38 protein-coding genes are annotated in these 20,227 nt (G+C 57.7%); 18 read left to right on the top strand and 20 right to left on the bottom strand.

The window, feature by feature from the left end; all coding sequences use genetic code 11:
• Positions 1 to 5: 5 nt before the first annotated feature.
• Positions 6 to 1,493: a terminase gene (locus tag F8N62_RS22365; protein ID WP_150712715.1), complete on the bottom strand. Its 1,488-nt coding sequence runs from the start codon at positions 1,491 to 1,493 to the stop codon at positions 6 to 8.
• A 1-nt stretch (position 1,494) separates the two neighbouring features.
• Positions 1,495 to 2,016 carry a hypothetical protein gene (locus tag F8N62_RS22360; protein WP_150712714.1) on the bottom strand — a complete coding sequence of 174 codons (522 nt, stop codon included), beginning with the start codon at positions 2,014 to 2,016 and terminating at the stop codon, positions 1,495 to 1,497.
• Positions 2,017 to 2,102: 86 nt separating this feature from the next.
• Between F8N62_RS22360 and F8N62_RS22355 the strand changes: the two genes are divergently transcribed.
• The gene (locus F8N62_RS22355) at positions 2,103 to 2,291 is read left to right on the top strand and encodes a hypothetical protein (RefSeq protein ID WP_150712713.1); all 189 of its coding nucleotides are present in this window, start codon (positions 2,103 to 2,105) and stop codon (positions 2,289 to 2,291) included.
• A gap of 11 nt (positions 2,292 to 2,302) precedes the next feature.
• Here F8N62_RS22355 and F8N62_RS22350 read toward each other — a convergent pair whose 3' ends face one another.
• The 18 genes from F8N62_RS22350 to F8N62_RS22270 form a co-directional block, all read right to left on the bottom strand.
• Positions 2,303 to 2,491, bottom strand: a complete 189-nt coding sequence (locus tag F8N62_RS22350) for an alkaline phosphatase family protein (protein WP_150712712.1) — start codon at positions 2,489 to 2,491, stop codon at positions 2,303 to 2,305.
• Positions 2,488 to 2,616 (bottom strand): hypothetical protein, encoded by a 129-nt coding sequence (locus tag F8N62_RS32085; protein WP_263597229.1) that lies wholly within the window; start codon positions 2,614 to 2,616, stop codon positions 2,488 to 2,490. The genes F8N62_RS22350 and F8N62_RS32085 overlap by 4 nt, the downstream gene beginning before the upstream one ends.
• 58 nt (positions 2,617 to 2,674) lie before the next feature.
• Positions 2,675 to 3,175, bottom strand: coding sequence for a DUF2514 family protein (locus tag F8N62_RS22345; protein ID WP_150712711.1), 501 nt, complete (start codon positions 3,173 to 3,175; stop codon positions 2,675 to 2,677).
• Positions 3,172 to 3,390, bottom strand: a complete 219-nt coding sequence (locus tag F8N62_RS22340; protein ID WP_150712710.1) for a hypothetical protein — start codon at positions 3,388 to 3,390, stop codon at positions 3,172 to 3,174. The genes F8N62_RS22345 and F8N62_RS22340 overlap by 4 nt, the downstream gene beginning before the upstream one ends.
• On the bottom strand, positions 3,374 to 3,616 hold the full coding sequence (locus tag F8N62_RS22335) for a hypothetical protein (RefSeq protein ID WP_150712709.1): 243 nt from the start codon (positions 3,614 to 3,616) through the stop codon (positions 3,374 to 3,376). Before F8N62_RS22335 ends, F8N62_RS22340 begins: the two co-directional genes overlap by 17 nt.
• A complete protein-coding gene (locus F8N62_RS22330; protein WP_150712708.1) occupies positions 3,613 to 3,930 on the bottom strand; it encodes a hypothetical protein in 318 nt (105 codons plus the stop codon). The genes F8N62_RS22335 and F8N62_RS22330 overlap by 4 nt, the downstream gene beginning before the upstream one ends.
• 287 nt (positions 3,931 to 4,217) lie before the next feature.
• Complete coding sequence (locus F8N62_RS22325) at positions 4,218 to 4,457, bottom strand: hypothetical protein (protein WP_150712707.1); 240 nt, start codon at positions 4,455 to 4,457, stop codon at positions 4,218 to 4,220.
• Between the two features lie 213 nt (positions 4,458 to 4,670).
• Positions 4,671 to 5,252: a hypothetical protein gene (locus F8N62_RS22320; RefSeq protein WP_150712706.1), complete on the bottom strand. Its 582-nt coding sequence runs from the start codon at positions 5,250 to 5,252 to the stop codon at positions 4,671 to 4,673.
• A complete protein-coding gene (locus F8N62_RS22315; protein ID WP_150712705.1) occupies positions 5,249 to 5,827 on the bottom strand; it encodes a recombination protein NinG in 579 nt (192 codons plus the stop codon). The genes F8N62_RS22320 and F8N62_RS22315 overlap by 4 nt, the downstream gene beginning before the upstream one ends.
• A complete protein-coding gene (locus tag F8N62_RS22310; RefSeq protein ID WP_150712704.1) occupies positions 5,827 to 6,243 on the bottom strand; it encodes a recombination protein NinB in 417 nt (138 codons plus the stop codon). The genes F8N62_RS22315 and F8N62_RS22310 overlap by 1 nt, the downstream gene beginning before the upstream one ends.
• Positions 6,236 to 6,481, bottom strand: coding sequence for a hypothetical protein (locus F8N62_RS22305; protein ID WP_150712703.1), 246 nt, complete (start codon positions 6,479 to 6,481; stop codon positions 6,236 to 6,238). The genes F8N62_RS22310 and F8N62_RS22305 overlap by 8 nt, the downstream gene beginning before the upstream one ends.
• Entirely contained in the window at positions 6,478 to 7,077 is a 600-nt protein-coding gene (locus F8N62_RS22300; RefSeq protein WP_150712702.1) for a hypothetical protein, read from the bottom strand. The genes F8N62_RS22305 and F8N62_RS22300 overlap by 4 nt, the downstream gene beginning before the upstream one ends.
• 88 nt (positions 7,078 to 7,165) lie before the next feature.
• On the bottom strand, positions 7,166 to 7,354 hold the full coding sequence (locus F8N62_RS22295; RefSeq protein WP_150712701.1) for a DUF1382 family protein: 189 nt from the start codon (positions 7,352 to 7,354) through the stop codon (positions 7,166 to 7,168).
• Entirely contained in the window at positions 7,351 to 8,127 is a 777-nt protein-coding gene (locus tag F8N62_RS22290; protein WP_150712700.1) for a hypothetical protein, read from the bottom strand. Before F8N62_RS22290 ends, F8N62_RS22295 begins: the two co-directional genes overlap by 4 nt.
• Complete coding sequence (locus F8N62_RS31555) at positions 8,102 to 9,040, bottom strand: hypothetical protein (protein WP_191632418.1); 939 nt, start codon at positions 9,038 to 9,040, stop codon at positions 8,102 to 8,104. Before F8N62_RS31555 ends, F8N62_RS22290 begins: the two co-directional genes overlap by 26 nt.
• Positions 9,037 to 9,750, bottom strand: a complete 714-nt coding sequence (locus tag F8N62_RS22280; RefSeq protein ID WP_150712749.1) for a Rha family transcriptional regulator — start codon at positions 9,748 to 9,750, stop codon at positions 9,037 to 9,039. Before F8N62_RS22280 ends, F8N62_RS31555 begins: the two co-directional genes overlap by 4 nt.
• Positions 9,751 to 10,151: 401 nt before the next feature.
• Complete coding sequence (locus F8N62_RS22275; protein ID WP_009048020.1) at positions 10,152 to 10,352, bottom strand: hypothetical protein; 201 nt, start codon at positions 10,350 to 10,352, stop codon at positions 10,152 to 10,154.
• Between the two features lie 29 nt (positions 10,353 to 10,381).
• Positions 10,382 to 10,576, bottom strand: a complete 195-nt coding sequence (locus F8N62_RS22270; protein WP_150712699.1) for a Cro/CI family transcriptional regulator — start codon at positions 10,574 to 10,576, stop codon at positions 10,382 to 10,384.
• Between the two features lie 110 nt (positions 10,577 to 10,686).
• On the opposite strand from F8N62_RS22270, the gene F8N62_RS22265 reads away from it, so the two are divergent.
• The 17 genes from F8N62_RS22265 (at position 10,687) to F8N62_RS22185 (ending at position 20,198) form a co-directional block, all read left to right on the top strand.
• Positions 10,687 to 11,505: a S24 family peptidase gene (locus tag F8N62_RS22265; protein ID WP_150712698.1), complete on the top strand. Its 819-nt coding sequence runs from the start codon at positions 10,687 to 10,689 to the stop codon at positions 11,503 to 11,505.
• A gap of 198 nt (positions 11,506 to 11,703) precedes the next feature.
• Positions 11,704 to 12,111, top strand: a complete 408-nt coding sequence (locus tag F8N62_RS22260) for a type II toxin-antitoxin system RelE/ParE family toxin (protein ID WP_150712697.1) — start codon at positions 11,704 to 11,706, stop codon at positions 12,109 to 12,111.
• A 2-nt stretch (positions 12,112 to 12,113) separates the two neighbouring features.
• Positions 12,114 to 12,527 carry a helix-turn-helix domain-containing protein gene (locus F8N62_RS22255; protein WP_150712696.1) on the top strand — a complete coding sequence of 138 codons (414 nt, stop codon included), beginning with the start codon at positions 12,114 to 12,116 and terminating at the stop codon, positions 12,525 to 12,527.
• The gene (locus F8N62_RS22250) at positions 12,502 to 12,933 is read left to right on the top strand and encodes a hypothetical protein (protein WP_150712695.1); all 432 of its coding nucleotides are present in this window, start codon (positions 12,502 to 12,504) and stop codon (positions 12,931 to 12,933) included. The genes F8N62_RS22255 and F8N62_RS22250 overlap by 26 nt, the downstream gene beginning before the upstream one ends.
• A 134-nt stretch (positions 12,934 to 13,067) precedes the next feature.
• On the top strand, positions 13,068 to 13,319 hold the full coding sequence (locus tag F8N62_RS22245) for a DUF1654 domain-containing protein (RefSeq protein ID WP_150712694.1): 252 nt from the start codon (positions 13,068 to 13,070) through the stop codon (positions 13,317 to 13,319).
• A gap of 674 nt (positions 13,320 to 13,993) precedes the next feature.
• Positions 13,994 to 14,248: a hypothetical protein gene (locus tag F8N62_RS22240; RefSeq protein WP_150712693.1), complete on the top strand. Its 255-nt coding sequence runs from the start codon at positions 13,994 to 13,996 to the stop codon at positions 14,246 to 14,248.
• A 61-nt stretch (positions 14,249 to 14,309) separates the two neighbouring features.
• Positions 14,310 to 14,825, top strand: coding sequence for a hypothetical protein (locus F8N62_RS22235; protein ID WP_150712692.1), 516 nt, complete (start codon positions 14,310 to 14,312; stop codon positions 14,823 to 14,825).
• A gap of 378 nt (positions 14,826 to 15,203) precedes the next feature.
• Positions 15,204 to 15,485, top strand: a complete 282-nt coding sequence (locus F8N62_RS22230) for a hypothetical protein (RefSeq protein WP_150712691.1) — start codon at positions 15,204 to 15,206, stop codon at positions 15,483 to 15,485.
• Between the two features lie 21 nt (positions 15,486 to 15,506).
• The gene (locus F8N62_RS22225) at positions 15,507 to 15,842 is read left to right on the top strand and encodes a hypothetical protein (RefSeq protein WP_150712690.1); all 336 of its coding nucleotides are present in this window, start codon (positions 15,507 to 15,509) and stop codon (positions 15,840 to 15,842) included.
• A 17-nt stretch (positions 15,843 to 15,859) separates the two neighbouring features.
• The gene (locus F8N62_RS22220) at positions 15,860 to 16,177 is read left to right on the top strand and encodes a hypothetical protein (RefSeq protein WP_191632416.1); all 318 of its coding nucleotides are present in this window, start codon (positions 15,860 to 15,862) and stop codon (positions 16,175 to 16,177) included.
• Positions 16,174 to 16,389, top strand: coding sequence for a hypothetical protein (locus F8N62_RS22215; RefSeq protein ID WP_150712689.1), 216 nt, complete (start codon positions 16,174 to 16,176; stop codon positions 16,387 to 16,389). The genes F8N62_RS22220 and F8N62_RS22215 overlap by 4 nt, the downstream gene beginning before the upstream one ends.
• Positions 16,386 to 16,586: a hypothetical protein gene (locus F8N62_RS22210; RefSeq protein ID WP_150712688.1), complete on the top strand. Its 201-nt coding sequence runs from the start codon at positions 16,386 to 16,388 to the stop codon at positions 16,584 to 16,586. The genes F8N62_RS22215 and F8N62_RS22210 overlap by 4 nt, the downstream gene beginning before the upstream one ends.
• 159 nt (positions 16,587 to 16,745) lie before the next feature.
• Positions 16,746 to 17,942: a hypothetical protein gene (locus tag F8N62_RS22205; protein ID WP_150712687.1), complete on the top strand. Its 1,197-nt coding sequence runs from the start codon at positions 16,746 to 16,748 to the stop codon at positions 17,940 to 17,942.
• 7 nt (positions 17,943 to 17,949) lie between these two features.
• Positions 17,950 to 18,861, top strand: a complete 912-nt coding sequence (locus F8N62_RS22200; RefSeq protein ID WP_150712686.1) for a hypothetical protein — start codon at positions 17,950 to 17,952, stop codon at positions 18,859 to 18,861.
• The gene (locus F8N62_RS22195) at positions 18,858 to 19,502 is read left to right on the top strand and encodes a lambda exonuclease family protein (protein WP_150712685.1); all 645 of its coding nucleotides are present in this window, start codon (positions 18,858 to 18,860) and stop codon (positions 19,500 to 19,502) included. The genes F8N62_RS22200 and F8N62_RS22195 overlap by 4 nt, the downstream gene beginning before the upstream one ends.
• Positions 19,499 to 19,840 carry a hypothetical protein gene (locus F8N62_RS22190; protein ID WP_150712684.1) on the top strand — a complete coding sequence of 114 codons (342 nt, stop codon included), beginning with the start codon at positions 19,499 to 19,501 and terminating at the stop codon, positions 19,838 to 19,840. Before F8N62_RS22195 ends, F8N62_RS22190 begins: the two co-directional genes overlap by 4 nt.
• Position 19,841: 1 nt before the next feature.
• On the top strand, positions 19,842 to 20,198 hold the full coding sequence (locus F8N62_RS22185; RefSeq protein ID WP_150712683.1) for a hypothetical protein: 357 nt from the start codon (positions 19,842 to 19,844) through the stop codon (positions 20,196 to 20,198).
• Positions 20,199 to 20,227: the final 29 nt, after the last annotated feature.

Raw genomic sequence — 20,227 nt, 5'->3', positions numbered from 1 at the left:
AGGCCTCAGAAGGTGAAGGTGACAGGAATGTGGGTCATTGCTGCGCGCTTAGTTTTAGCGACAGCGAAGTAGCGGAAGGCGTCCGCCGCGTGGGACGACCAGTCATGAAGCGGCCGGTCTTTCCAGCAGCCCTTCTTGTCGTCCCACTCTTTGCGGTAGTTCTCCAGGCACGAAATCCCCTCTTCGCACTTGGCCTCATCGAAGGCGCAGTGCTGCAGGATCTCCCGGGCCTGATCGATACCGTCGTCTACGCCGATCTTTGGCACCACCGAGAAAGTCATCCGGTAATGCACGCCGTCGATCTCGTAGCCTTCCCGAGCCATCTCCCGCCGCGTCTTCGCATCACTGCTGAACTCGCGGTTGTCGATGTCGTGAGGCCCCCAATGGTCCGCGTATTGATAGTCGCGATCCTTCAGGACCTTCATGTAGTGCCTCAACCCTTCCCCGCTGTTCTGGTAGAAGTCGATGACGTGGTATTCCTCGCCGACGATCCGGACAAACCAGATCGCGGTGGAGTCGCCCACACCGATATCCCAGAACGTGTGCACCGGAAGGTGGCTGTTGTCTGGAAGCGGGCCGATGCGCTGGGCTGCATAGAGCTTGGTGAACTGGCGCGCGTAGTACGCACCCTCAATGGATTGTTGGAACGCTTCGGCAGGCAGAGACGGGTATTCCCGCTTCATATCGTCGCCGAGCGTCTTCTCCTTGGCCGCGTACCAGGCGCGCTGGCCTGGGTTCGTATCGATGCCGTGCTTGGCGAACAGCTCGTTGAAGTAATCGGTCAGGCGCTGCGGGATGACCGCCTCGGTCGGATCGAGCCAGTAGGCCTTGTTCTTCCACCAACTGAAGAAGAAAAACTTCCAGTCCAGCTTGCCGAGCGGCGTGCCTGACAGCAGTTGCTTCTCCGCGCTCTGCGAGTAATCGAAGAAGTAGCCGGCCCGGCCCTCCGCCGTCGACTCAATCGTGACGAAACAATCGGTGGCCACAGCCTCGAAGGCGCCGGTGACGATCTCTCTGGCTTTGTGGGGAAACTTAGCGCAGATCTTCCCGAATTCGGATACGTGCAGATACCGTAGAGTCCCGCCCCGAAAGGACGTGGACACGTAGAGCGATCCGCCCTTGCTGAACACAAGTTCCCCAGCAGCATCGTTAGAAGCAGGGTTGGCAGCGCGTATCTCAGTAGGCAGGTTGTCATAGGCATACTTGACCTTCTCCCGGAACAGGCGCTTGGCGTCGTTAAGGGTATGAGCGATCAACGCGCACTTGGCCGACTCAAACAGCGCCGCGTCCAGCTGGATGATGCAGCACTCAGTGGTGAAGCCGAGCTGCCGAGCCTTCAGGATGATGTTGCGCGTGTGCATCCCGTCGAAGTACTCGATCTGCTCGTCCGTCATCCGGAAGCGGACCTTCTTGCCCTGCTTGTCGGTGATGAAGTAGAGATTGTTCAGCCTCCAACGCTTGTCCCGGAGCAGCTTCAAGTGCTCGGGCTTCATGTCAGGCTTCCTTCGATAGATCGTCCATCAGGCTTGCAAGGTCGGAAACTGTCTTGTCGCCTTCCTCGGTGTCGAGGTTGTAGGCCTGTCGCTCGCCCTTGATGACCTTGAGCTGAGCGTCGACGCCTGCGTTCAGTGATCGAGCGAAGTCGCCAGCATTGTCAGCGTTCACATCCATGGCGACCAAAGCATCACTCAGCTTGTCAGCAATGCTGCGCCACTGTGCGAGTCCAGTGCGATGAGCCAGGATGACAGCAGCTGCTTGATCGGACGCCTCTTCGATGATCTCGGCATCAGTAACCACTTTCGACTGGTTACTTTTAGTGGTTACCGCCGTGGTTACTTTCTGCTTGGTTGCCGCTCGAACCCGATCAGTCAGGTCGCGCTTCCAATCTTCTTTCTTTGCTCGCTTCAGGATGGTCGCGTGGTTTACACCATGCGTCTCACCTATGGCGCGAACTGAAAGCAACCCGGCCCGGTAGGCTCGTTCGATCGCCTCCCAGTCGGGTTGCTTCGTTGTCATGGGGAATCCTTATGTTTCCAAACTGGCCTCATTCAGCGCTACTGGTCTATGGTTAGCAGTCTGATCAACTCAAAGAGGATATTAGAATGATCTCGCCCGTCACTGAGGGGTTGGTAGTGCAGGCAGCCAGAGAATGGGCGGCACGAAAAAACAAAAGCGATGCGGCTGCCGTAGCAAACGCTGAGGAAACGATGGTCGCTCTCAAGGCCAAGCTCGACGCTGAAGAATACGGTCACGCATTAGAAAAGCTCTATCGTGAATATAACGAGTCGTAGTGGCTCCTAATTCAACTCACCATAATGTTCGTTTGCATATGGGCGTGCCCGTGCAGGAGCGACACAACCAAGCCTTGAGGCAGGCCGGATGCTTTGGCGGCGTCTACAGCTTTGGCGATGGCGATATCCAGATCGGCGATGGCCTTGTTGATGTCCGGGCTCATCGGCAGCGCGTGGCGCAGGCGGGTCACATTGCTCATGCGGCCCACCCCAGGCTGACGTGTGAGAAAACCCAGATCGCGCCCTTGATGAGTGCCCACCATGCCAGCCCGGAACAAACGCTGAGCACGATGAAGCCCCGAGTGACACCAGGTAGTTGATTCATGGCGGCCCCTCGTCGCAGGTCGCGACACAGTTTGCTGATTCGCGAAACGTGTCGCGACCTACTTCGACTTCTGCGCGGCCGCATATGCAGCCTCACACGCGAAGCCAGCTATTCGACTTCGGTCAAGCGCTTCTGCCAGCCTTCCCGCTGTTTCGTCAGCGCTTCTACGCAGGTCGGCGAGCAGAACGGTAAGGCCTGCTCTTGCCTTGCTTCCGCTGGCAACCTCGGCAGTACAGGATTTTCGTTTGGCAATGAGGTCGGTGATTTGCTGCTGCAGGCTGCGAGCCCGGCCATCAGCAATAGCAACGGCAGCCGTAACGCTTTTGGTCTTGGCTTTCGCATCGTCGGAGACTCGGTTGATGTCTTCAGTGAGTTCGCGCTGTAGTCGCAGCGTGTTGGTGAGCGAGGCGACTCGGGCCGAGGCTGTATCGCGCTCGGTCGTCACCTGGTCCAGCGCAGTGTTCGCACTCTGGAGCTGCAACCACATCACCCCGAACGATATGGCCACCGCGAGCGCTACCCATACCCAGGCGGGCACCAGCTTGAGGGCGGTGATCACTCTGGATCTCCGTCATTCAGCTTCGGCTGCTTGATCACTCGCGATACCGCAACGGCGATGCCGAGCACCATGTTTACCGAGGCGTATACCAGGGGATCAACAGACCCTTGGAAGGACGACCAGCCAGCAGCGGCGGCATTCAGAACCACGCCGGCAATCGCCCATTGAACACTGGTCATGCGCCAGAACTTTCGCCATTCAGGGATTAAGGTCATGAACTTTCTTCGCTGCAGGTAGTTGCTCGAGGCTTTCGGCATAGCGCTTCCACTCATCGCGACTTTTCAGGGCCTGTCGCAGTGCCGCGCCTTGGTTATCAGCGGGAATGCATTGCCCGCTGGTGTATCGATAGACGGTTGTGCGTTGAACCTTCGGAGGCTCCTGGATCGTTTCTTTCTGCGCGCAACCAGTGAGCAGCATGAGGACGATCAGGAGAATCTTCATTTTGGCCTACCCATCTGGGCGAGCCCCTTGAGGCCGTCACCGAGCTGATTGATCTGAAACTCTTGGCGCTGGACTGAGGTGCGAAGGGAATCGACGAACTTGTCTGTCGACTCCCTTGAGCGCTCCAAAGAGTCAACCCTCTGGCCGATCAGGGCCTGATTGGTTTGGTAGGCGGCCAGCTGTACTTGAAGCGAGCCGAGTAATCCGACTACGTACACAAACGCGCCAATGGCACCGGCCGACAGGATCGTTTGCAGTATCGGGACAGCGACCTTGAATGTGGTGCTGTCTGCAACGCGCGAGACTTCAGTCATGGGCGGTACCGGAATAAAAATGGCCTGCGTGGCCTGGGCAGAGCCCAAAACGAAAAAGCCCCAGCAGATGCTGAGGCCCTCAATAGGTGCGCAGTCTTTCCCGCTGTCTGCCAAAGACCTTCGCTGCGTCGACGCCTTAATGCATCGATCTCGCTGATCCAGTCTCGCGCTACCCCATAAGCATGGTGAGGACGAGGTACGCGGGCTGCCGGTGTTTTGTCGTAGCACTGCACTTGCCGGCTTATCAGTGTCCAGGCCTTCCGTGAGGCCGCCCTGGCTGCGGTGAATCAGAAAGCTGGCGAGATAACGAAGTAGTAGTCCTTCCCTTCCTCGAAATGCTCAGCTCGATCGGCAGCCACGTTCACGGCGTATTCGCCGTACGGGGTGTACTTGCCGTAGATCGCATCCTCTTCGGCAGGATTGGCCGACCACACCGCACCAAAGTGCAAACGGGTCAGTGATTCCGATGAGCCCTGAACAGGCCCTTTGGAGCGAAGAGTTATTTTGCAGCGGGTGATGTGAGACATTGGCAGATCCTCTGGCGTCGATATGGCAGGAGGGTCTTTCCGGTCTTTCGCCTGCGGTGATGGAGTCGGCGACAGCAGCACTCCCAGCTCGGAGCGATGGGTGTGGTGGAGCCGAAAACGAAAAAACCCGGCGCGAGGGCCGGGTTCGTGGAGCAAGTTGCCGTAGGCAAAATACTCAATATGGCAAAATGATGCCCTCAGCCGCACGGGAAGTCAAGCGGCCTTTTTCATCTCGTAGATCACCGCTCCAATTGGGCTGAGAGCCATCCTGTCGACGTCTTCGCAGCAGTCGAAAGTGAGGCGCACACCCGTCTCCCAATCACGGTCCCAATTGAATGATTCGAGGCGTACGCCGTACTCGGCGAGCAGCCATGCTCGGAACGATTCCGGCTTGATCATCGGGTCATCGTTTGCCGACTGGCCGCCCTGGTGCATGTACCGGTACCGGCGCATCACCCCCTTCACCACATACTCCAACTTTTCCCGCTTCGCCGCGGTCATTCGCTTGGACTTCGAAATCACCATGCCAAAGATCATCTCCTCGGCCGCTTCCCGGATATCGTCGTCGCGATTTGCCGCGTACATGTACTCGCCGAACAGGCGGACCTGCGGGTGGAGCTTGGCGATTGCCGACTGGATGTGCCCGGCCAGCGCACTGTGCATGGCATGGTTCGCTGTCGGTCCGCGCTCCGTCGATTGAACTACCACTCCAAGCTGGACAACGTCCGATGTCTGGCCTGGTGCTGGGTTGTAGGTGCAGTCGTGCCACGCTTGACGTGCAGAGTTGATATTCATGCTGCTCTCCCCTTCAGCTCTCTTGTTTTTGCCCGGTAGTCGGCGGTCATCGCCTTCAACTCTTCGACGGTGTACTTCATGGCCTCATGAGGGCCTTCCAGCCAGTCCACGGCTTCGGCGCCGATCCGCTTCACCAGTGCTATGCGGTAGTTCACGATGTTCCCGGACAGCTGGGTGTTGCATGGCGAGCACTGGCGGTGGCAATTCAGCGGCTCGAAGCGCAACGCCGGATTGCTCCCCACAGTGCGGTAATGCCCTGCGTCGTACTTGCCTTGGTGGTGGCGGCCGCAGCTGATGCATGGAAGCTCGGCGTCACGCTCGCGCACCCAAGCGTTGAACGCCTGCTGCGTGTCCTTGAGATGCTCGGCCCGGCTCTTCAGCTTCTCCTTGCGGACCCGAATCTCCCGCCGTTCGACTTGGGCCAGCGACTTGCGCGCCTTCTCCTGATTCACTTCCTTGATGGCCAATCCGCAGGTGTAGTTGCACACCGCTTGCCCGAGGCGCTGAGGCACGAAAGAGACCCTGCATACTGGGTTCTTGCAGGTCTTGGCCTTCGGTTGTTTGGTGGCGAGCATCAGTAGCGGCCCTCCCACAAATCCTTCTGCGTCCAGCGAACATCGTGCTCGGCACCAAACGCGGCGATCCACTCCAACAGGCTTGCGCACTGCTTCACGGTTAGCTTCGACGTACGCTCGTAGATCACGTCGAACCCGTGGCCGTCGACTGCAGGAATCATCTGAGGCTGATCGCCGGCCTCGCGCAGCCACGCAGCAGTAAGCAGACGTTTCCAGATGAGCACGTCCCACTTGCGGCCGGCGTGCTCCACCTGGTTGGCGATGTCGGTCAAGCTGGCGTGGAGCTTCTTGTTCTGCTCCCCGCTGCGGTCGAGATCCTTGATGATGATCTTCTTCGGCTTGGTAAAATCCGTGCCGTCGAGGAAGCCATTAAGGCGGCTGGTGTCTGTGCGGTGACGCATGACTATCTCAACCATGGGAGCTCTCCTTGCCAATCGGCGCCATCGGCGTGATTCCCGGGATCATATTTGCGCGGCGGATCAGGACATTGGCGCGCTCATGCGGCACACCAGTCGCATCAGATACGCCATTGCGGTACCCGTGCATGTAGGCCGCGCTATGGCGCTGGGGCGGAAGGGAGTCTTTGCCACGCATGTAGCCTTGGACCATTTCCCAGTCGGCGGTGGTGTAGCTTTCCGGCTTGGCGTAGGTCATGACTGCTCTCCCTTTCCGATGGCGGCGCGATACCCTGAAATCTCCGCAACATCTCGGTCGTATTCACGGCGCGTGACCGGATGCATATCCTCCGGCAGTTGGCCGCCGAACTTCTGGAGCATTTCCCCTTGGAGAGAGTCGACGCACTCCATCAGCGCATTGCGCAGCGCCTCGTTCTCAGCCTTGAGCCCCTGCACTACCTGCTCATAGGCTTCGTAGCCGGTCTTGAGGCCTGCGTTCTCGGCCTTGATCTGGTCGCGCTCCCCTTCAAGCCTCTCGATCTCCTTCTTCAGGCGAATCGCACTCGAATGCTTCATGCCATTGCGCGCTTCGTCGAGATCAGTGATCAGGGCTAGGACTGCGGCAGGGTTCGCAGCGGCATAGAAACGAGCCAAGCGCCCAGCATCTTCAAGGGCGTCGTACTGCGCAGTGTTCACCTCAAGAACTGGGTATTTGTCATCATCATCGATGACCGCGCCGACGAACCAGTTCACCTCAAGGTCGCCATCTTCGGTTTCTTCAGGCCAGCAGCTCTTCAGGTTGTCCCAGCCTTTGGTGTCCTCCGCCAGCCGCTTCAATTCGCTGTAATCGCTCATGCCGTCACCGCCATTGTGATCAGGACGCAGAAAATACCGATGCCGAAGCCTGCAAGGGTTCCAATAGTTCCAGCCAGGAAGACTGCGCTCATGTCCGCTGCTCCGCTGCTTCTGCCATCAATGCCATGCGCTCAAGTCGCTCGGCGGCCTGGCTCGACAGGTTCACGCCGTCTGCCTCGTCCACCACCGGCATGCACACGAAGCGGATTCCGTACTTGACCAAGGAGTTGGCCACTTCTAGGGATTGGCGTAGCTGTGCTGGGTTTGCTCGTTTCATGATCGTGACTCCAATTCCTGCGCCTGCTTGATCAGCAACGCCCGGCGATCCGCCAACTCATTGGCCGCTTCAATCCGCATCTCAACCTTCCGTTCTTCGCTGGCCTTGCGCATCTCCAGCGTCGAGCTCTTCACCAGCTGCAGTTTCTTGCGGAGCACTGGGGTCGGCTGAGTGACGGTCCCTGTGAGCAGTCCTGCAATGGCTCGGCCGTCCTCCGTAATTGGCACGGCGCTCAGGTCGGCCAAGTACTTCTGTGCGTGCTCACGCGGGATGCGCTTGAGCTCCATGGCCTTGGTCACCGCTTGGATGCGGCGGCTTGCATCGAAGCCCACAGACACATACCAGTTGACCGCCTTGGCGTCCTCGCGAGCCCGGCTAACAAAACGCTCGTAAGCGCTGATGAAAGCCATGCGGGCGCCGATCTTGTCGCCGGCATCCAGCACCGGCTTGGCAGCGGCGAGGGCGAGCTGAATCTCGTCGGTCAGAACAACGGTCTCGAACTCGTCGTTCGTGGTCATGGCGATGGCCCATGCTTCGTCCTTGCCCGGACGCCCGTCGGCTGCCTGAACCCGTTGCAGGATGGCGGCCAGAGTCAGCTTGCCTGTCAACTCGCGGCGGCAGGCCCAAAGCGCATTGGCGATCACGTCCATAGGGTGCTCAGCCAAGTCTTCGGCCATCAGCTTGGCAGCGGGTGCGCTCAGCGTTTGCCCAAGGGTTTCAGCTGTGGCGCAGATAGCCATGCTCAGTTCAGCGGTTTCGGCGTAGGAAAGCATTGCTCTCACCCCTTTCCAAAATGCTGCGGCTGGCTTCTTGGGCGGCGTTGATGTTCGCCTGAGTGTTTTCCATCTGGCGTGCGGTCACGGCGTTGACTTGGCGGCCGGTGAGCCACTGGGTGCGAATGCCTTCAGCGCGAGCAACGAGAAGGCCCAACTCGTGCGAACTGCGGATGAAGAACGAGTCGTTGATAGTCACGTAGAACATCGCGACCTGCGGAGCCTCATCAGCCCCCAGGCGCTGAACAAGCTGGGCTATCTGGGCGTTGACCTTGGCATTACGCACAGGCTCGACGCCGTAACGCTCAAGGTAGGCAATTGTGTAGCCGTCCCATGTGGCAATGTTGGCGATCTGCGCGTCAGTCTTCTGCTTTGCCTTGGGTTTGAAGACTTGAACATTCGACGGCGCGGCCGGAGCTTCAGCGACTGGCAAGGGCTTTTGATCTTTGATCGGGAGATCAGAAGAGAGGGAATCAGGAATCAGGAATCCGGAATCAAGAGAGAGGGAATCAGCCGGGAAAGAACTGTTCTTGTCTGGTGCTTGCATGGTGCTAGCACCACTCTTTTCCGGGCAAGGCTCTACTGCGGGCTTTTCAGGGATAGTGCTCTTAGCTTCCTTGAGGTGTGGGTTCTGGTGCTTCGCCCAATTTACGACTTGGATGTAGTTCCGGCCATTGACGCTGTAACGGTCGATGAACTCCAAATCATGGAGGCTGTAGAGCATCGCATCGATGTCCACATTGTCTGCTGGGAACAAAGCCATCTTCAGCCGGCGAGGACGATCCTCAAGCCGCCCTTCGCGGTCCGCCTCGGTCCACATGCCAATGAAAAGAAGTCGTGTTGCAAAGTCGAGCTCGGCCAGGTGTTCGTTCGAGAAGAACCCCGGTTTAATATTTCTGGATCTGGCCATCATGCGGCCCCCTTGAGTGCTTTGTCGTGAGTGAACAGGCCATCCCACGTCTTCTTCATTGGAAGCTCGCCTGCGAGGTACAGGTCGTACAGCCGGATCGCGCCCTTCTTCAGCAGAACAGGCGTGAACGATACGAATGACTCTTTGCCGTGCGGAGTGACTTCGTGCTGGTGTTCAGTCATGTACTTGTCGCGAGCGTACGAGGCCACGCGAAAGCGCAGGCCGGACTTGCTCTCGTTGAACAGCCAGTTGCGGCCTTCGAGGAATTTGCCCACCTGCATGACGTTGACCCCATTGAGGCCCTTGCAGAATTGGGTATGGGTCATCCCTTCCTTGAACAGGTTCTCCAGGGAGTGGATTTTTGAAGCTTGCTGGTGGTTCTCGATCCGCAGGACTGCTGCCTGTTCGATCTGGTCGGCGTACAGCCTCAGCGCCTCCGCGTAGGAAGGCATCAGCGCAGGTTGAGCAGCTTGGATCTCCAAGTCCTGCCAGCGATCGATGACGCGGGCCCGGTGCTCGTCGCTGTATCCGGCGACCACTAAGTGCGTGTCACGCTCAATTAGGTCGTACACATCGACCGGCCGCCCACCTGTAGCCTCTCTTCGGGTTTTACGAGTTGATCGTAAAAGTCCTTTGCTGAAGAGACGCTCGATGGTGACGATCACGTCGTTATGGCGCGCCTCTACCAGATCGGCGATCTCGCGAGACGACATGGTTTTTTGCGACACGTTTTCAGAACCAGAAAAACGTGTCGCGACATTGGCCGAGGGGGTATTGATGTTTGTTGTGGTTTGCATATAATCGGTCCCACAGAGATGTTTAAGAGAGCCGGGTCACTACCCCGGCTTTTTTTCGTCTGGAATTTGGCAGAGGCCCTCCGTGTTACCCGGAAGAGTCCCTGCCTGAGGCCCTCATTGGGGTCACCAGTTGAAGGACCTTGGCCTTCTTGCGGCCTACTTCTGAGAGAGCTCCACTGGCAATGGCGAGCTCTGTCATTTCGTTGATGGTTTGGCTGAAGGTCCAGCCGTTGGCATGCATCAGTTCTTCCACCCTCTTCCGCGTCTGCGGGGGCAGCCTTTCAAGCTCTACGGTCATTTGGCCCTCCAAAGGGGCTTCAGCCCGCGATATCTTCTTGTTTGTCCTGCATGAGTTCCTCGATCACGCCGTTGGCAACTGCCCACTCGATGATTTCGTAGAGATACGTGGCGTGCTGCATACGAGTCTTCGTCGCAGCTCGGCGGAGAATCCGATCAAGAACTGGTTCGAAACGAACCTTCACCGGAATGGCGCGCTTTTGATTGGGGTCCATGTACATGCTTCGATGCTCCTGGCTTATGAATTGGGTTAAGCGGCGGATTTTTGAGATGGGAATGGGCGCTGCTCACTCGCGGAGTAAGTTCCGTCTTCATGGCACGCCACCGTTACGTCCCGGCCAGCACGAATTGCCTTGCTGAGGCCGCCTTGAGTCAGGCCGAGCAACTCCGCAGCCTTCGTATGGCCGTGTTTTTCAGCGAATTCGGTAAGGGTTAAATGACGCATGGGTGCGCCCTCAAAAGTGATTACACAACAACAGTATGACCGCCGGTATTGTTCGCAGTCAATACCGGCGATATTGGTTGATGGAATACCGCAGGTAATATGATTTGAGGATGACTAAAGACTCTCGAAGACTCCCTCTTGCCGATTGGCAATTGGAGGACAGTGACCGCCTGAAAGAGATCTTTCAGCGCAAGCGCGCGTCGCTAAAACTAACCCAGGAAAAAATTGCCGCCGAACTGGGTGATGGCGTGACGCAAGGCGCGGTCAGTCACTTCATGAATCGCCGTACAGCCTTGAGCCTGAAAGCAGCAGTGGTCTTTGCCAGAATGCTGCAGGTTCCTGTATCAGAGTTCAGTCCCGAGCTTGCTAAGCAGCTGGAATCGATGACGCTTCATTTGCCGCCTACCGACTACGGGCGGCTGGGGACCGAGGCGCAGGCAGTGCTGCTCAGGGGGCAGACTGATAACTCCCCTCTTCCAGCGGAAGGCGAGATTGGAAACGACCGCTATGCGTTCATTCCGCAGTATTCCGCGAAAGCCGCAGCCGGATTCGGCCATGAAAACCCTCACGTCGAATCAGTCGCTACCCTGGCATTCAAGCGGGAGTGGCTGCGCATCAAGGGCGTGAACCCGAAGAACCTGATCGTCATCTATGCAGACGGCGAAAGCATGTGGCCGACCATTGATGACCACGACGTGCTGCTGGTGGACAAGTCACGTGCGGAGCCGGCTGACGGGCAAATCTTCGTGATGGCGAGCGCGGATAAAGGTGCAATTGTTAAGCGCCTGGTGCAGAGCCCTCTGGGCGGTTGGATCATCCGCAGCGATAACGAAGACAAGGACGAGTATCCCGATCTACTGCTATCACGCAGCGAGATCAACGAGCACCGGATCATCGGCCGCGTCATATGGCGCGGTGGTGATCTCTAATGACCCCACCTCCGCTTGCTTTGATAACAGCGATGAACGGCACTGCTCGCCGAGCTAAACAGCTCGTGACATCCACACTGACTATTGACAAGTAGAAAACAAGCATGGAATGCATAGAAAAAACCAAGCAACCTGACTGTTTATCCTCTATACCCAAGTTAACCTATAGGTTAATGTTCGGTCCGGTCCTGTAGAGCCGTGAATCTCAAAATTCACTTCTCTCACCGTTGGCAGATCACGTCACCGATGGAACAGGACGGCCGGTCACAGGTCGAAATTTTCATGGATGAGGTAGGCCCGGGATTCGAGGCCAACATTAATGGCCTGATCGTCATGATGGAGCGGCACAGCAAGCTTGGTCCAGAAGCATTCAACACAGCTCAATGCCATTACGTCGATCAGGGTGAGAAGATTTACGAGTACATAAAGGGTCGGCTGCGGTTTTTTTGGTTTGAAGACGACGACAAAATCATCGTCTGCACCCATGGAGTCGTAAAGAAAAGCCAGAAGACCCCAAGGCGAGAAATTCAGAGAGCGATACGCGTCAAAGAGACTTACGCGCGGAGCAAGGCTCTGAATAGCCTTAAGTTCATTGAGGAGGAATAGAGATGGGCAAATCGTTCAAGGAAAGAATCGCTGAGCTCAGGAAGACCCGACTGTTCTGCCAGGAGCAGGCCAAGCTCGAATTCGTAGGCGGCATTACTCGCCTGATGAACGCGAAGGGCGTTAACAATGCCATGCTGGCCGAGCGCATGGAAACTAGTCCGGCGTACATTACAAAGGCAATGAGAGGCGATGCTAATTTCACCATCGAATCGATGGTTAAGATCACTCACTCTCTTGGCGGAAGGATACATATCCACGTGGCTGATGCTGAGGCAAGCGTACGGTGGCTCGAACATTTCAACTGTCTTCCTCAAGCACAAGCAGTACCTAAGCCCGTAGTACGGCCACAAGAGAGAATTGATATTTCAAGTTTTCTGGATGAGATGAAAAATGAAGCGCGCGAAATTTACGCTTAACCACTTGTTTTACCCAGAAATATCAATCAACTCGAATCCAGAATTTGATCCAAGGGCACTGGAATCACCTACTGAGCCCACCATCAAGATGCTGCTTCACAAGACTGACGATAACCAGTATCAGCTTGGGATGAGACTTAACTTGGATGGCGAGATTGCTGCAGATCGGTACACCATCTCTGCCTTTGGGGTTGCCAATTTCAGCGTAGACGCCGATCTCGATGAGGATGAGCAGGCGAGATTGATAACCCAAAGCGGGCCAAATATTGTGTACGGCGCAATGAGGGATCACCTTGCCACGGTTACTGGACGGTGCCCTTGGGGCGAATATTATCTCCAGCCGAAAATCATTGAGCCTGAAGATTACGTCCCTGACGGTGAGCCTTCTGATCTAGAGCTCGACTGATCCCATCGCCCGGCCAAGTGCCGGGCTTTTTACTGCCTGCGATTCGAAAGAGTACATATGTACTCTTTTCAGCTTGCCCTTCCGATGAGCATGAAATACTGTTTATCCGTACAGTTCATCAAGGAGGGTTACCCATGGCAAAGCAGAAGTCCCAGGCACCGAAAGAACCAACATCCTACGAATTGCTGGGCATGCGCATTCAGCGCGTGATCAACAATCCACGCTCGCAGGTGGCCAAGTCAGCCCTGCTGGAGCGATCAGCAAACGATTCACCAGAGGACTGGGATCAAATGCTTGCTGAGATCGCCGAAAACGACAACGTCACCCTCGCCCATCGCGACGACGGCCACGTCCACATCTTCTGGACCGTCCCCAAAGAAGATTAAGAACGCGCTGAGAGAGCCCGCCCATACGCGGGCTTTTTTACGCCTAATCAAAAATAAATTACCGGAGGTATTGACCTACTATCAATACCGGCGGTAATGTTCACCCATCGCAGCGACACACAACCACTGCGAAGGGCCTCGAAAGGGTCTGCGCTCTTTAACAGCTCAGCGAAATACAGAAATACCAACAGACCGCATTGCCTCTACCGGCGACCGGCGATCAGACGGGTCAGAAAGCCCGCCCACGACAGGAACACCCTGTACGGCTGATCGATGGTGAAACGCCTTAACCGAGTGAGTGACCCGGCAAGCAATGCAAACCGCGAATCCCAGCGGCAGAAGGGAGAGGCAACGAATTGAATTAGCGATCCCGATAGCCTCGGCTGGGAACGCCGGACCTCATGCACCCTGCCCACCTAACCGGGCAAACGAGCTGCAGCGTGCATGTTGTAGGGACCCGTGATCCAAGGCGAACAGATGCTGATTGACGCCATGGGGAGGAAGCTCACCGCCAACCAACGAAGACGATCGGCCAGCCCTGCAATCAGTAGCGGGCAACGGGCCAACACCGCTAACGCAATATCCCGACCTGTCGCCAGTAGCGAGGCCGGGCTCCACAGATTTACTGATGCCGCTTCGATGAGGCGGCATTGGAAATCAAAGGAGACAACAACATGCCCAAGTACATGCTCGACTACATCCGACTCTGCCGGGAATGCAGCCTTGATCTGCGCACGATCGGCAATATGCACAGCATCGTGATCCCTTCCTTGCAAAGCGAAGCAGGCGCGCTTCGCAGCGCTATTAGTGAGCTTGCAGGCAACTGCCCAGAGTTGGAGCAGGACGCCAACCTTCTTGAGTCAGCCATTGGCGCAGGCATCCAGCGCTGCACCCCTCAGCCGGGTCAGCAAGAGCTGTTCGCAGCATGACGGACCTTTTCCTGATGCACCTGGTGACGGGTGCATTGGGAAAACAACCGAGGGCAAGACGATGGGATTGGATATCACGGCTTACAGCAAGCTTGTGGAGGCGCCTGACGCCGATCGCGATAGCGATGGCGAGCTGGTCGATTATGACAACCACACCACGTTCTACAGCAACGAGGACTTTCCAGGGCGGACTGAAGGCCTTACTGAAGGAATGGCTTACCGCACCGACGGCGAGTGTTCAGGCCTCAGCACTGGCTACGGCACCTACAGCGCTTGGCGCGAGGATCTGGCGAAGCTCGCGGGTTACCCAGCTGAAATGCGCGAGCAGTACGGGAGTCAGGTTGAAAGCCACTGCGTTTCTTGCTGGGGTGGCGGCGAGGGACCTTTCGCTGAGCAGATCAACTTCAGCGACTGTGAAGGCACGATCGGCCCGGTGGTAAGTGCGAAGCTTGCCAAGGATTACGCCGAGTTCGCCGAAAGGGCTGAGGCAGTAGGTGGCTACTTCTGGGAGAAATACCAGGAGTGGCGAGTTGCTTTCGACCTCGCCGCAGATAACGGCGCCGTCGTATTTCACTGACCAGCCAGCGCCACGTCCGCCTGACGAAAACTGCCCTTATGCAGCGATGGTTGAGAGCGTGGGTGGTCACGCTGAAAGCTGCCTTGAACCCACCCGATCCTCTCTGAGAGAGCGCATCGGTCTGCACTCAGCGTTACTGCCATAACGTGGCTGGCAGGCCGCCCATAAGTAGCTTGGGTGAGTGCAGACCGATGCGGACGAATTCTGCACCGCGCAACGCGGCCCCCTGCATCAACGATTAAACGCATCACGGTGAGCCTTATGAGATTTAAGGCTCACCGCTCTCAACATTACCCACCGACACAGCTCGCGCCCAACGGCAACCAGCGGGAGGCATGAGTGTTGACGAATACAGGTGAACCCACAGAGGAAATACCCATGTGCAACTGCGCCAGTGAAGTTGAAGCATCAGCAAAGGAAAAGATTCGCGCCAAGCTGCCAGAAGGCTCACGCGACTTCTCTGTCGAGCTGCAAGGGTTCGCCTGGATCTTGGGCGGCACCGTGAGCATGAAGAACAAGTTGAACCTGCACATCGAGTACGAAGTGCCCAAGAAGAAAGGCGACGGGTTCCAGCGCAAGAAGCAGGACATGTCGATGCTCGGCAGCTACTGCATGTTCTGCGGCGAGGAGTACGACAAAGACGAACCGAAAGCCGCCTAACCCCAAACACTGGAGGTCGCCATGGCCGCAACAGTTGAAGTGAGTTGCGCATGGTGCAAAGGCACCTTCAGTGCGCGAATCGCTGACCGCAAACGAGGTTGGGCAAGGTTTTGCTCAAAAGCCTGCAAGGCGAGCAAGCAGCAGTTCGGTGGAGACAAGTCCTTCTGGGAGACAGCAAACCCTAATAACAAGCGCTCGAACATCGGTAAATACGCAGATCGTCTTATTGGTCGCGCAGACAGCTACGACGGTGTGCCAGCCAGTCGGAGGTCGGATAAAGACTGGGACGATAGAAACCCGCTTGATGACATTTCCGATTGGGAGTACGGCGCCAGCGATGGCGGCCTCAATTGCTAAGCCGCCCGGAGGCGACCATGACTTACGAAGTGATCATCGAGGACTACGTCCTCCAGTGCGTTATCACCCACTGCGTTTCAGTGAAGGGCGACCCGACCTCTTGGGCGAGTCCTGACGACTACTACGGCTATGAGGAAATGGAATTCGAAGTCGTCTCTGGCAACACCTGCGACGATGACGGCATCCCGCTGGACCTTGGCAAGAATGGCTGCGCGGCGGTTGCTGAGCTGCATGCCGAATTAATCGAGGAGCGTCTGTGGGAGCAAGTTGCCGCAGCCCGCGAGGACGATTGCGACTATGACGATCGCGATTACGGCGACTGGGAGGCGGCATGAGCACCAGCAACCATGACTTGGCGATCGGCATGCTTAACGGCTACGTCGAAAGCATGATCGACCCGCAATGCGCCGCCGTTGCGGTCAAGGCTTCGGCCAATACCGCGCTTCTGATCTTCCGCACGCTGAGTGTCATCTCGGCGACAGAGGAAGCCCACTACACCGAACGCCTGCGCCGTGTTTACGAGCGCCGACAAGGAAGGCCAGCATGACCACCTCACCGGTTAAATCGCTGATCGACGAGCAAGTCGAAGCGCTGGACGGGATTCTTAAGCGCCCACGTGAAACTCTTGTCAGCGAGCTGAAGTGTCCGGTCAAGGGCGATTGGCCTCTTCACGCCCGCGATAACGCCGCATTCATGGAAGGCGACTGGGGTTCCGACCTCAGAGGCCGACTGGTCGAGTTATGACCACCGGCCAGCGGTCCCGGCGCCGCGCCATCCGCTGGACCTCAGCCTTTGTCGGCTTCCTGTTCATCACCATCGTCCTTCTGGCCCCGGCACTCGGCGGCCTGATCACCCAATAACCCACACCTTCAAACGCTGCGTGCATCGCGGCAGGGATTCCTTATGTCCGCAGAACAGCAACTGGCGATCCTGCCAGCCAAAGAAGTAGCCCTCGCAGTATTCAGCGCGCCTAACGGTCTCGACCCCTACTTGCAAAGTGTCCGGGAAGAAATCGATAAGTTCAACGCCTCGGCGCCGGACGTCACCACCAAGAAGGGTCAGGCCGCGTATCGCTCTATCGCCTACGACCTGGCCGGATCGAAGACCAAGCTCGACAACCTGGGTAAAGAGCTGGTCGCCGAGCTGAAAGATGTGCCGAAGAAGATCGATGCCGAGCGCAAGCGGGTTCGTGAGTTGCTAACTGAATGGCAGGAAGAGGTCCGCAAGCCTCTTACCGACTGGGAGGCTGCAGAGCAGGCTCGCAAAGATCGCCAGGTGGATGCTGTTCAGGCAATTGCTGACTTCGCCCTGGATCTGGCCGGCATCAACGCTGCCGTTCTGCTGGAATCCATTGCTTCGGTCGAAGCCATCCAGATGGGCGAGCACTGGGAAGAGTTTGAAACCGATGCTGCACGGACCAAGGAATCAACCCTGACCAAGCTGCGCGCCGCCCTTGTCGCTCGCCAGCAGTACGAGGCGGAGCAGGCTGAACTGGTCAGGCTGCGCGCAGAAACAGAGGCGCAGGCTCAGCGCGAGCGTGACGCCCAGATCGTCCGGGAAGCAGAAGATCGTGCCCGCCAAGAAGCTGAACAGCGCGCCCAGGCCGAGCGTGATGCAGTAGCCAGGCGCGAAGCCGAAGCAAAAGCCGCCGCAGATCGCCGCGAGCTGGAGTTGAAGCTTGCCGCTGAACAGTCCGAGCGCGCCGCCGCCCAGGCTGCGCGGGACAAGATCGAATCCGAGCAGCGTGCGGTGCAACAGAAGATCGAAGACGAGCAGCGTCATCAGCAAGCAATGGCGCAGGCCGAGGCCAATCGCATTGCCGCCGAGCAGCGCGCCGAACAGGAGCGCGTCAACTCTGAAGCTCGCCAAGCAGAAGCTGCCGAGCGCGCCCGGCAGGCTGAAGTCGCCAGAGCCAACGCCGCCGCCGACGAGATTCTGCGCCAAGCAGCGGCCCGCGAGGCCGACAAGGCACACAAGATGAAAATCAACCGTGCCGCGCTGGACGCTTTTATTGCCGGCGGAATGCCTGAGGAATGCGCGAAGCAGGCCGTCATCCTCATCGCTCAGCGCAAGATTCCAGCAATCGCAATTACTTATTGAGGTCGTCATGAACGAGATCATTCAAATGCCGGCGCGCGAAAGTGCTGGGCTCACCGCCGCAGAGACTCATCGTTTCTCAGCGGTCGAGATTCGCCAGCGGGTGAACCTGGTGCAGGAAGTGATGCACGGCATTATGAAGCGCGAAACGCACTACGGCACCATCCCTGGCACGCAGAAGCCGACGCTGTACAAGCCGGGCGCCGAGGTGCTTTGCGTGACCTTCCGGGTTGCGCAGGAATACAAAATCGAAGACCTGTCTGTGCAAGGCGTGGCGCGCTACCGCGTCACCTGCGTCGGGCGCCATCAACTGACCGGCGTGGCCCTCGGTGAAGGCGTCGGAGAATGTTCATCCAGCGAAGAGAAGTACAAGTGGCGAGGCGTGATCTGCAAGGCAGAGCTCGACGCCACCCCGGAAAACTTACGCCGGAAGAAGTACTACAAAAACGGCAACACCGCCGACCAGATCCGCACCGAGCCGGCCGATCTGGCTAACACCATCCTAAAGATGGCCTGCAAACGGGCCATGATCGCCATGACGCTGAACGTCACCGCCGCTTCGGACATCTTCACGCAGGATATTGAAGACCTGCCGGAAGAGCTGCGACCTCAAGAGTCGACGCAAACCAGTAGCCAAAAGCCCGCCCCGGCGCCGCACGACCCGGCATTGGCGGCGCACTGGATCGCCCACGCCAACGCTGCGGCCACTCCGGAAGCACTCACGGAAGTCTGGAAGGCCGGCGTCTCGGCAATCAACGAGGTCAAGGACATGACCTCCTACGAAGCGTTCAAGGTGGCAGTCGGGGCTCGCGGCGTAACTCTGAAAACCGCAGAAATGAAACCTGAACCGACCATTGAAACCGCAGCCGCTGACGATACCGTCGCGGATGACGACGTCGAATTCGAAGAGGTGTCAGCATGATCATCGTAAATTGCGCTCAAGGGTCTGAAGCTTGGCATCAAGAGCGTGCGGGAGTTATTACAGCCAGTATGTTTGGCGATGCGCGGGCCCGCCTCAAGTCAGGGCCCAACAAAGGCGAGCCGACCGCCAAGGCTTTGGATTATGCGTTCCGTCTAGCGGTTGAGCGAATCGGCGGAAAGCCACTCGACAACGGATTCGAGACTTGGCAGATGCGCCGAGGGCATGAACTAGAGCCCGAGGCGCGGATGGAGCACGAAATCCAGACCGGCCTCATGGTTACTCAGGTCGGCCTAGTAAAGACCGACGATGGCGTGTTTGGCGCCAGTGCCGACGGCTTTATTGGCGAGGATGGTGGTGCGGAATACAAATGCTTCCTCGCCCCTGAAAAGCTTCGCTCCTTCCATATCGACAACGATGCCAGCGAGATCATGGACCAGGTTCAGGGCTGCATGTGGATTACCGGCCGCAAGTGGTGGCACATCGGTATGTACTGTCCAGACCTGAAGGTGGTCGGTCGCCAGCTCTGGTGGCAGGAATTCAAGCGCGACGATGACTACATCGAAAAGCTTGAGGAAGACTTGTGGCAGTTCAAGCTGCTGGTGGATGGGTATGAGGAGAAGCTGAGGAGCAAGGCAGCATGAGATGGGACGCCCACAAGGCCGAGGAGCCGGCCATTGCCAGAGCCCTGCATCAGTTCGCTGACGCGGGAATCTTCGCCGCGTCGAAGGCGCTGCATCGCTCCACCCGCTCTCTCAGCCGAATCGCCATCGAGCATGGCGTCGAGTTCTCGACCTGCACCGCCAAGACGATGGAAACCCGTCGCCAGAAGAGGGCCTCAATGGTCGCTCAGATCAAAGCGCTGGCCGGCACTCGATCCCAAGCTGAGATCTGCGCGGCACTGGGAATGACCCGGTTCGTGCTGCGCGAGCTCGCCGAAATCCATCACATCAACATCAACAGTCGCTCGAAGGGAGACTGACATGGACCCAGCTATCGAAAAAAGCACCGAGCGGCAGAGTGCGCTGGATGTCGCAAAGGCTGCGTTCTTCGCGGCGAACGGATCAATCCAGCACATACCCCGCGGCATCGGTAAAGACAGCCTACGGCCGCCAGATGTACCGCCGCCGCGCTATGGCTACGGGCGGATCGCTCCAGTCAAATCAAAGCGCGGTCGGATCATCACCGCCGCAGAGAAAGAAGCCCTGGCAGCGCGGCTGATGGAATGCAAGGCCGCTGGAATGTCTCGCTACAAGGCGAGCAAGCATCTGAAAATCAGCGAAACGCTGTGCCGAAAACTGATCGAGGCGCACTCGCTCGACTTCCCGGCGTCAGGCTGATGCGGAGGATGGCCCGAGTTCAGCAACGC

Origin of the sequence: Pseudomonas fluorescens (assembly GCF_902497785.1) — a bacterium.
GTDB lineage: Bacteria > Pseudomonadota > Gammaproteobacteria > Pseudomonadales > Pseudomonadaceae > Aquipseudomonas > Aquipseudomonas fluorescens_BO.
Note: the sequence above shows the minus strand (reverse complement) of the source record. Positions and strands in the feature narration are given on the sequence as shown.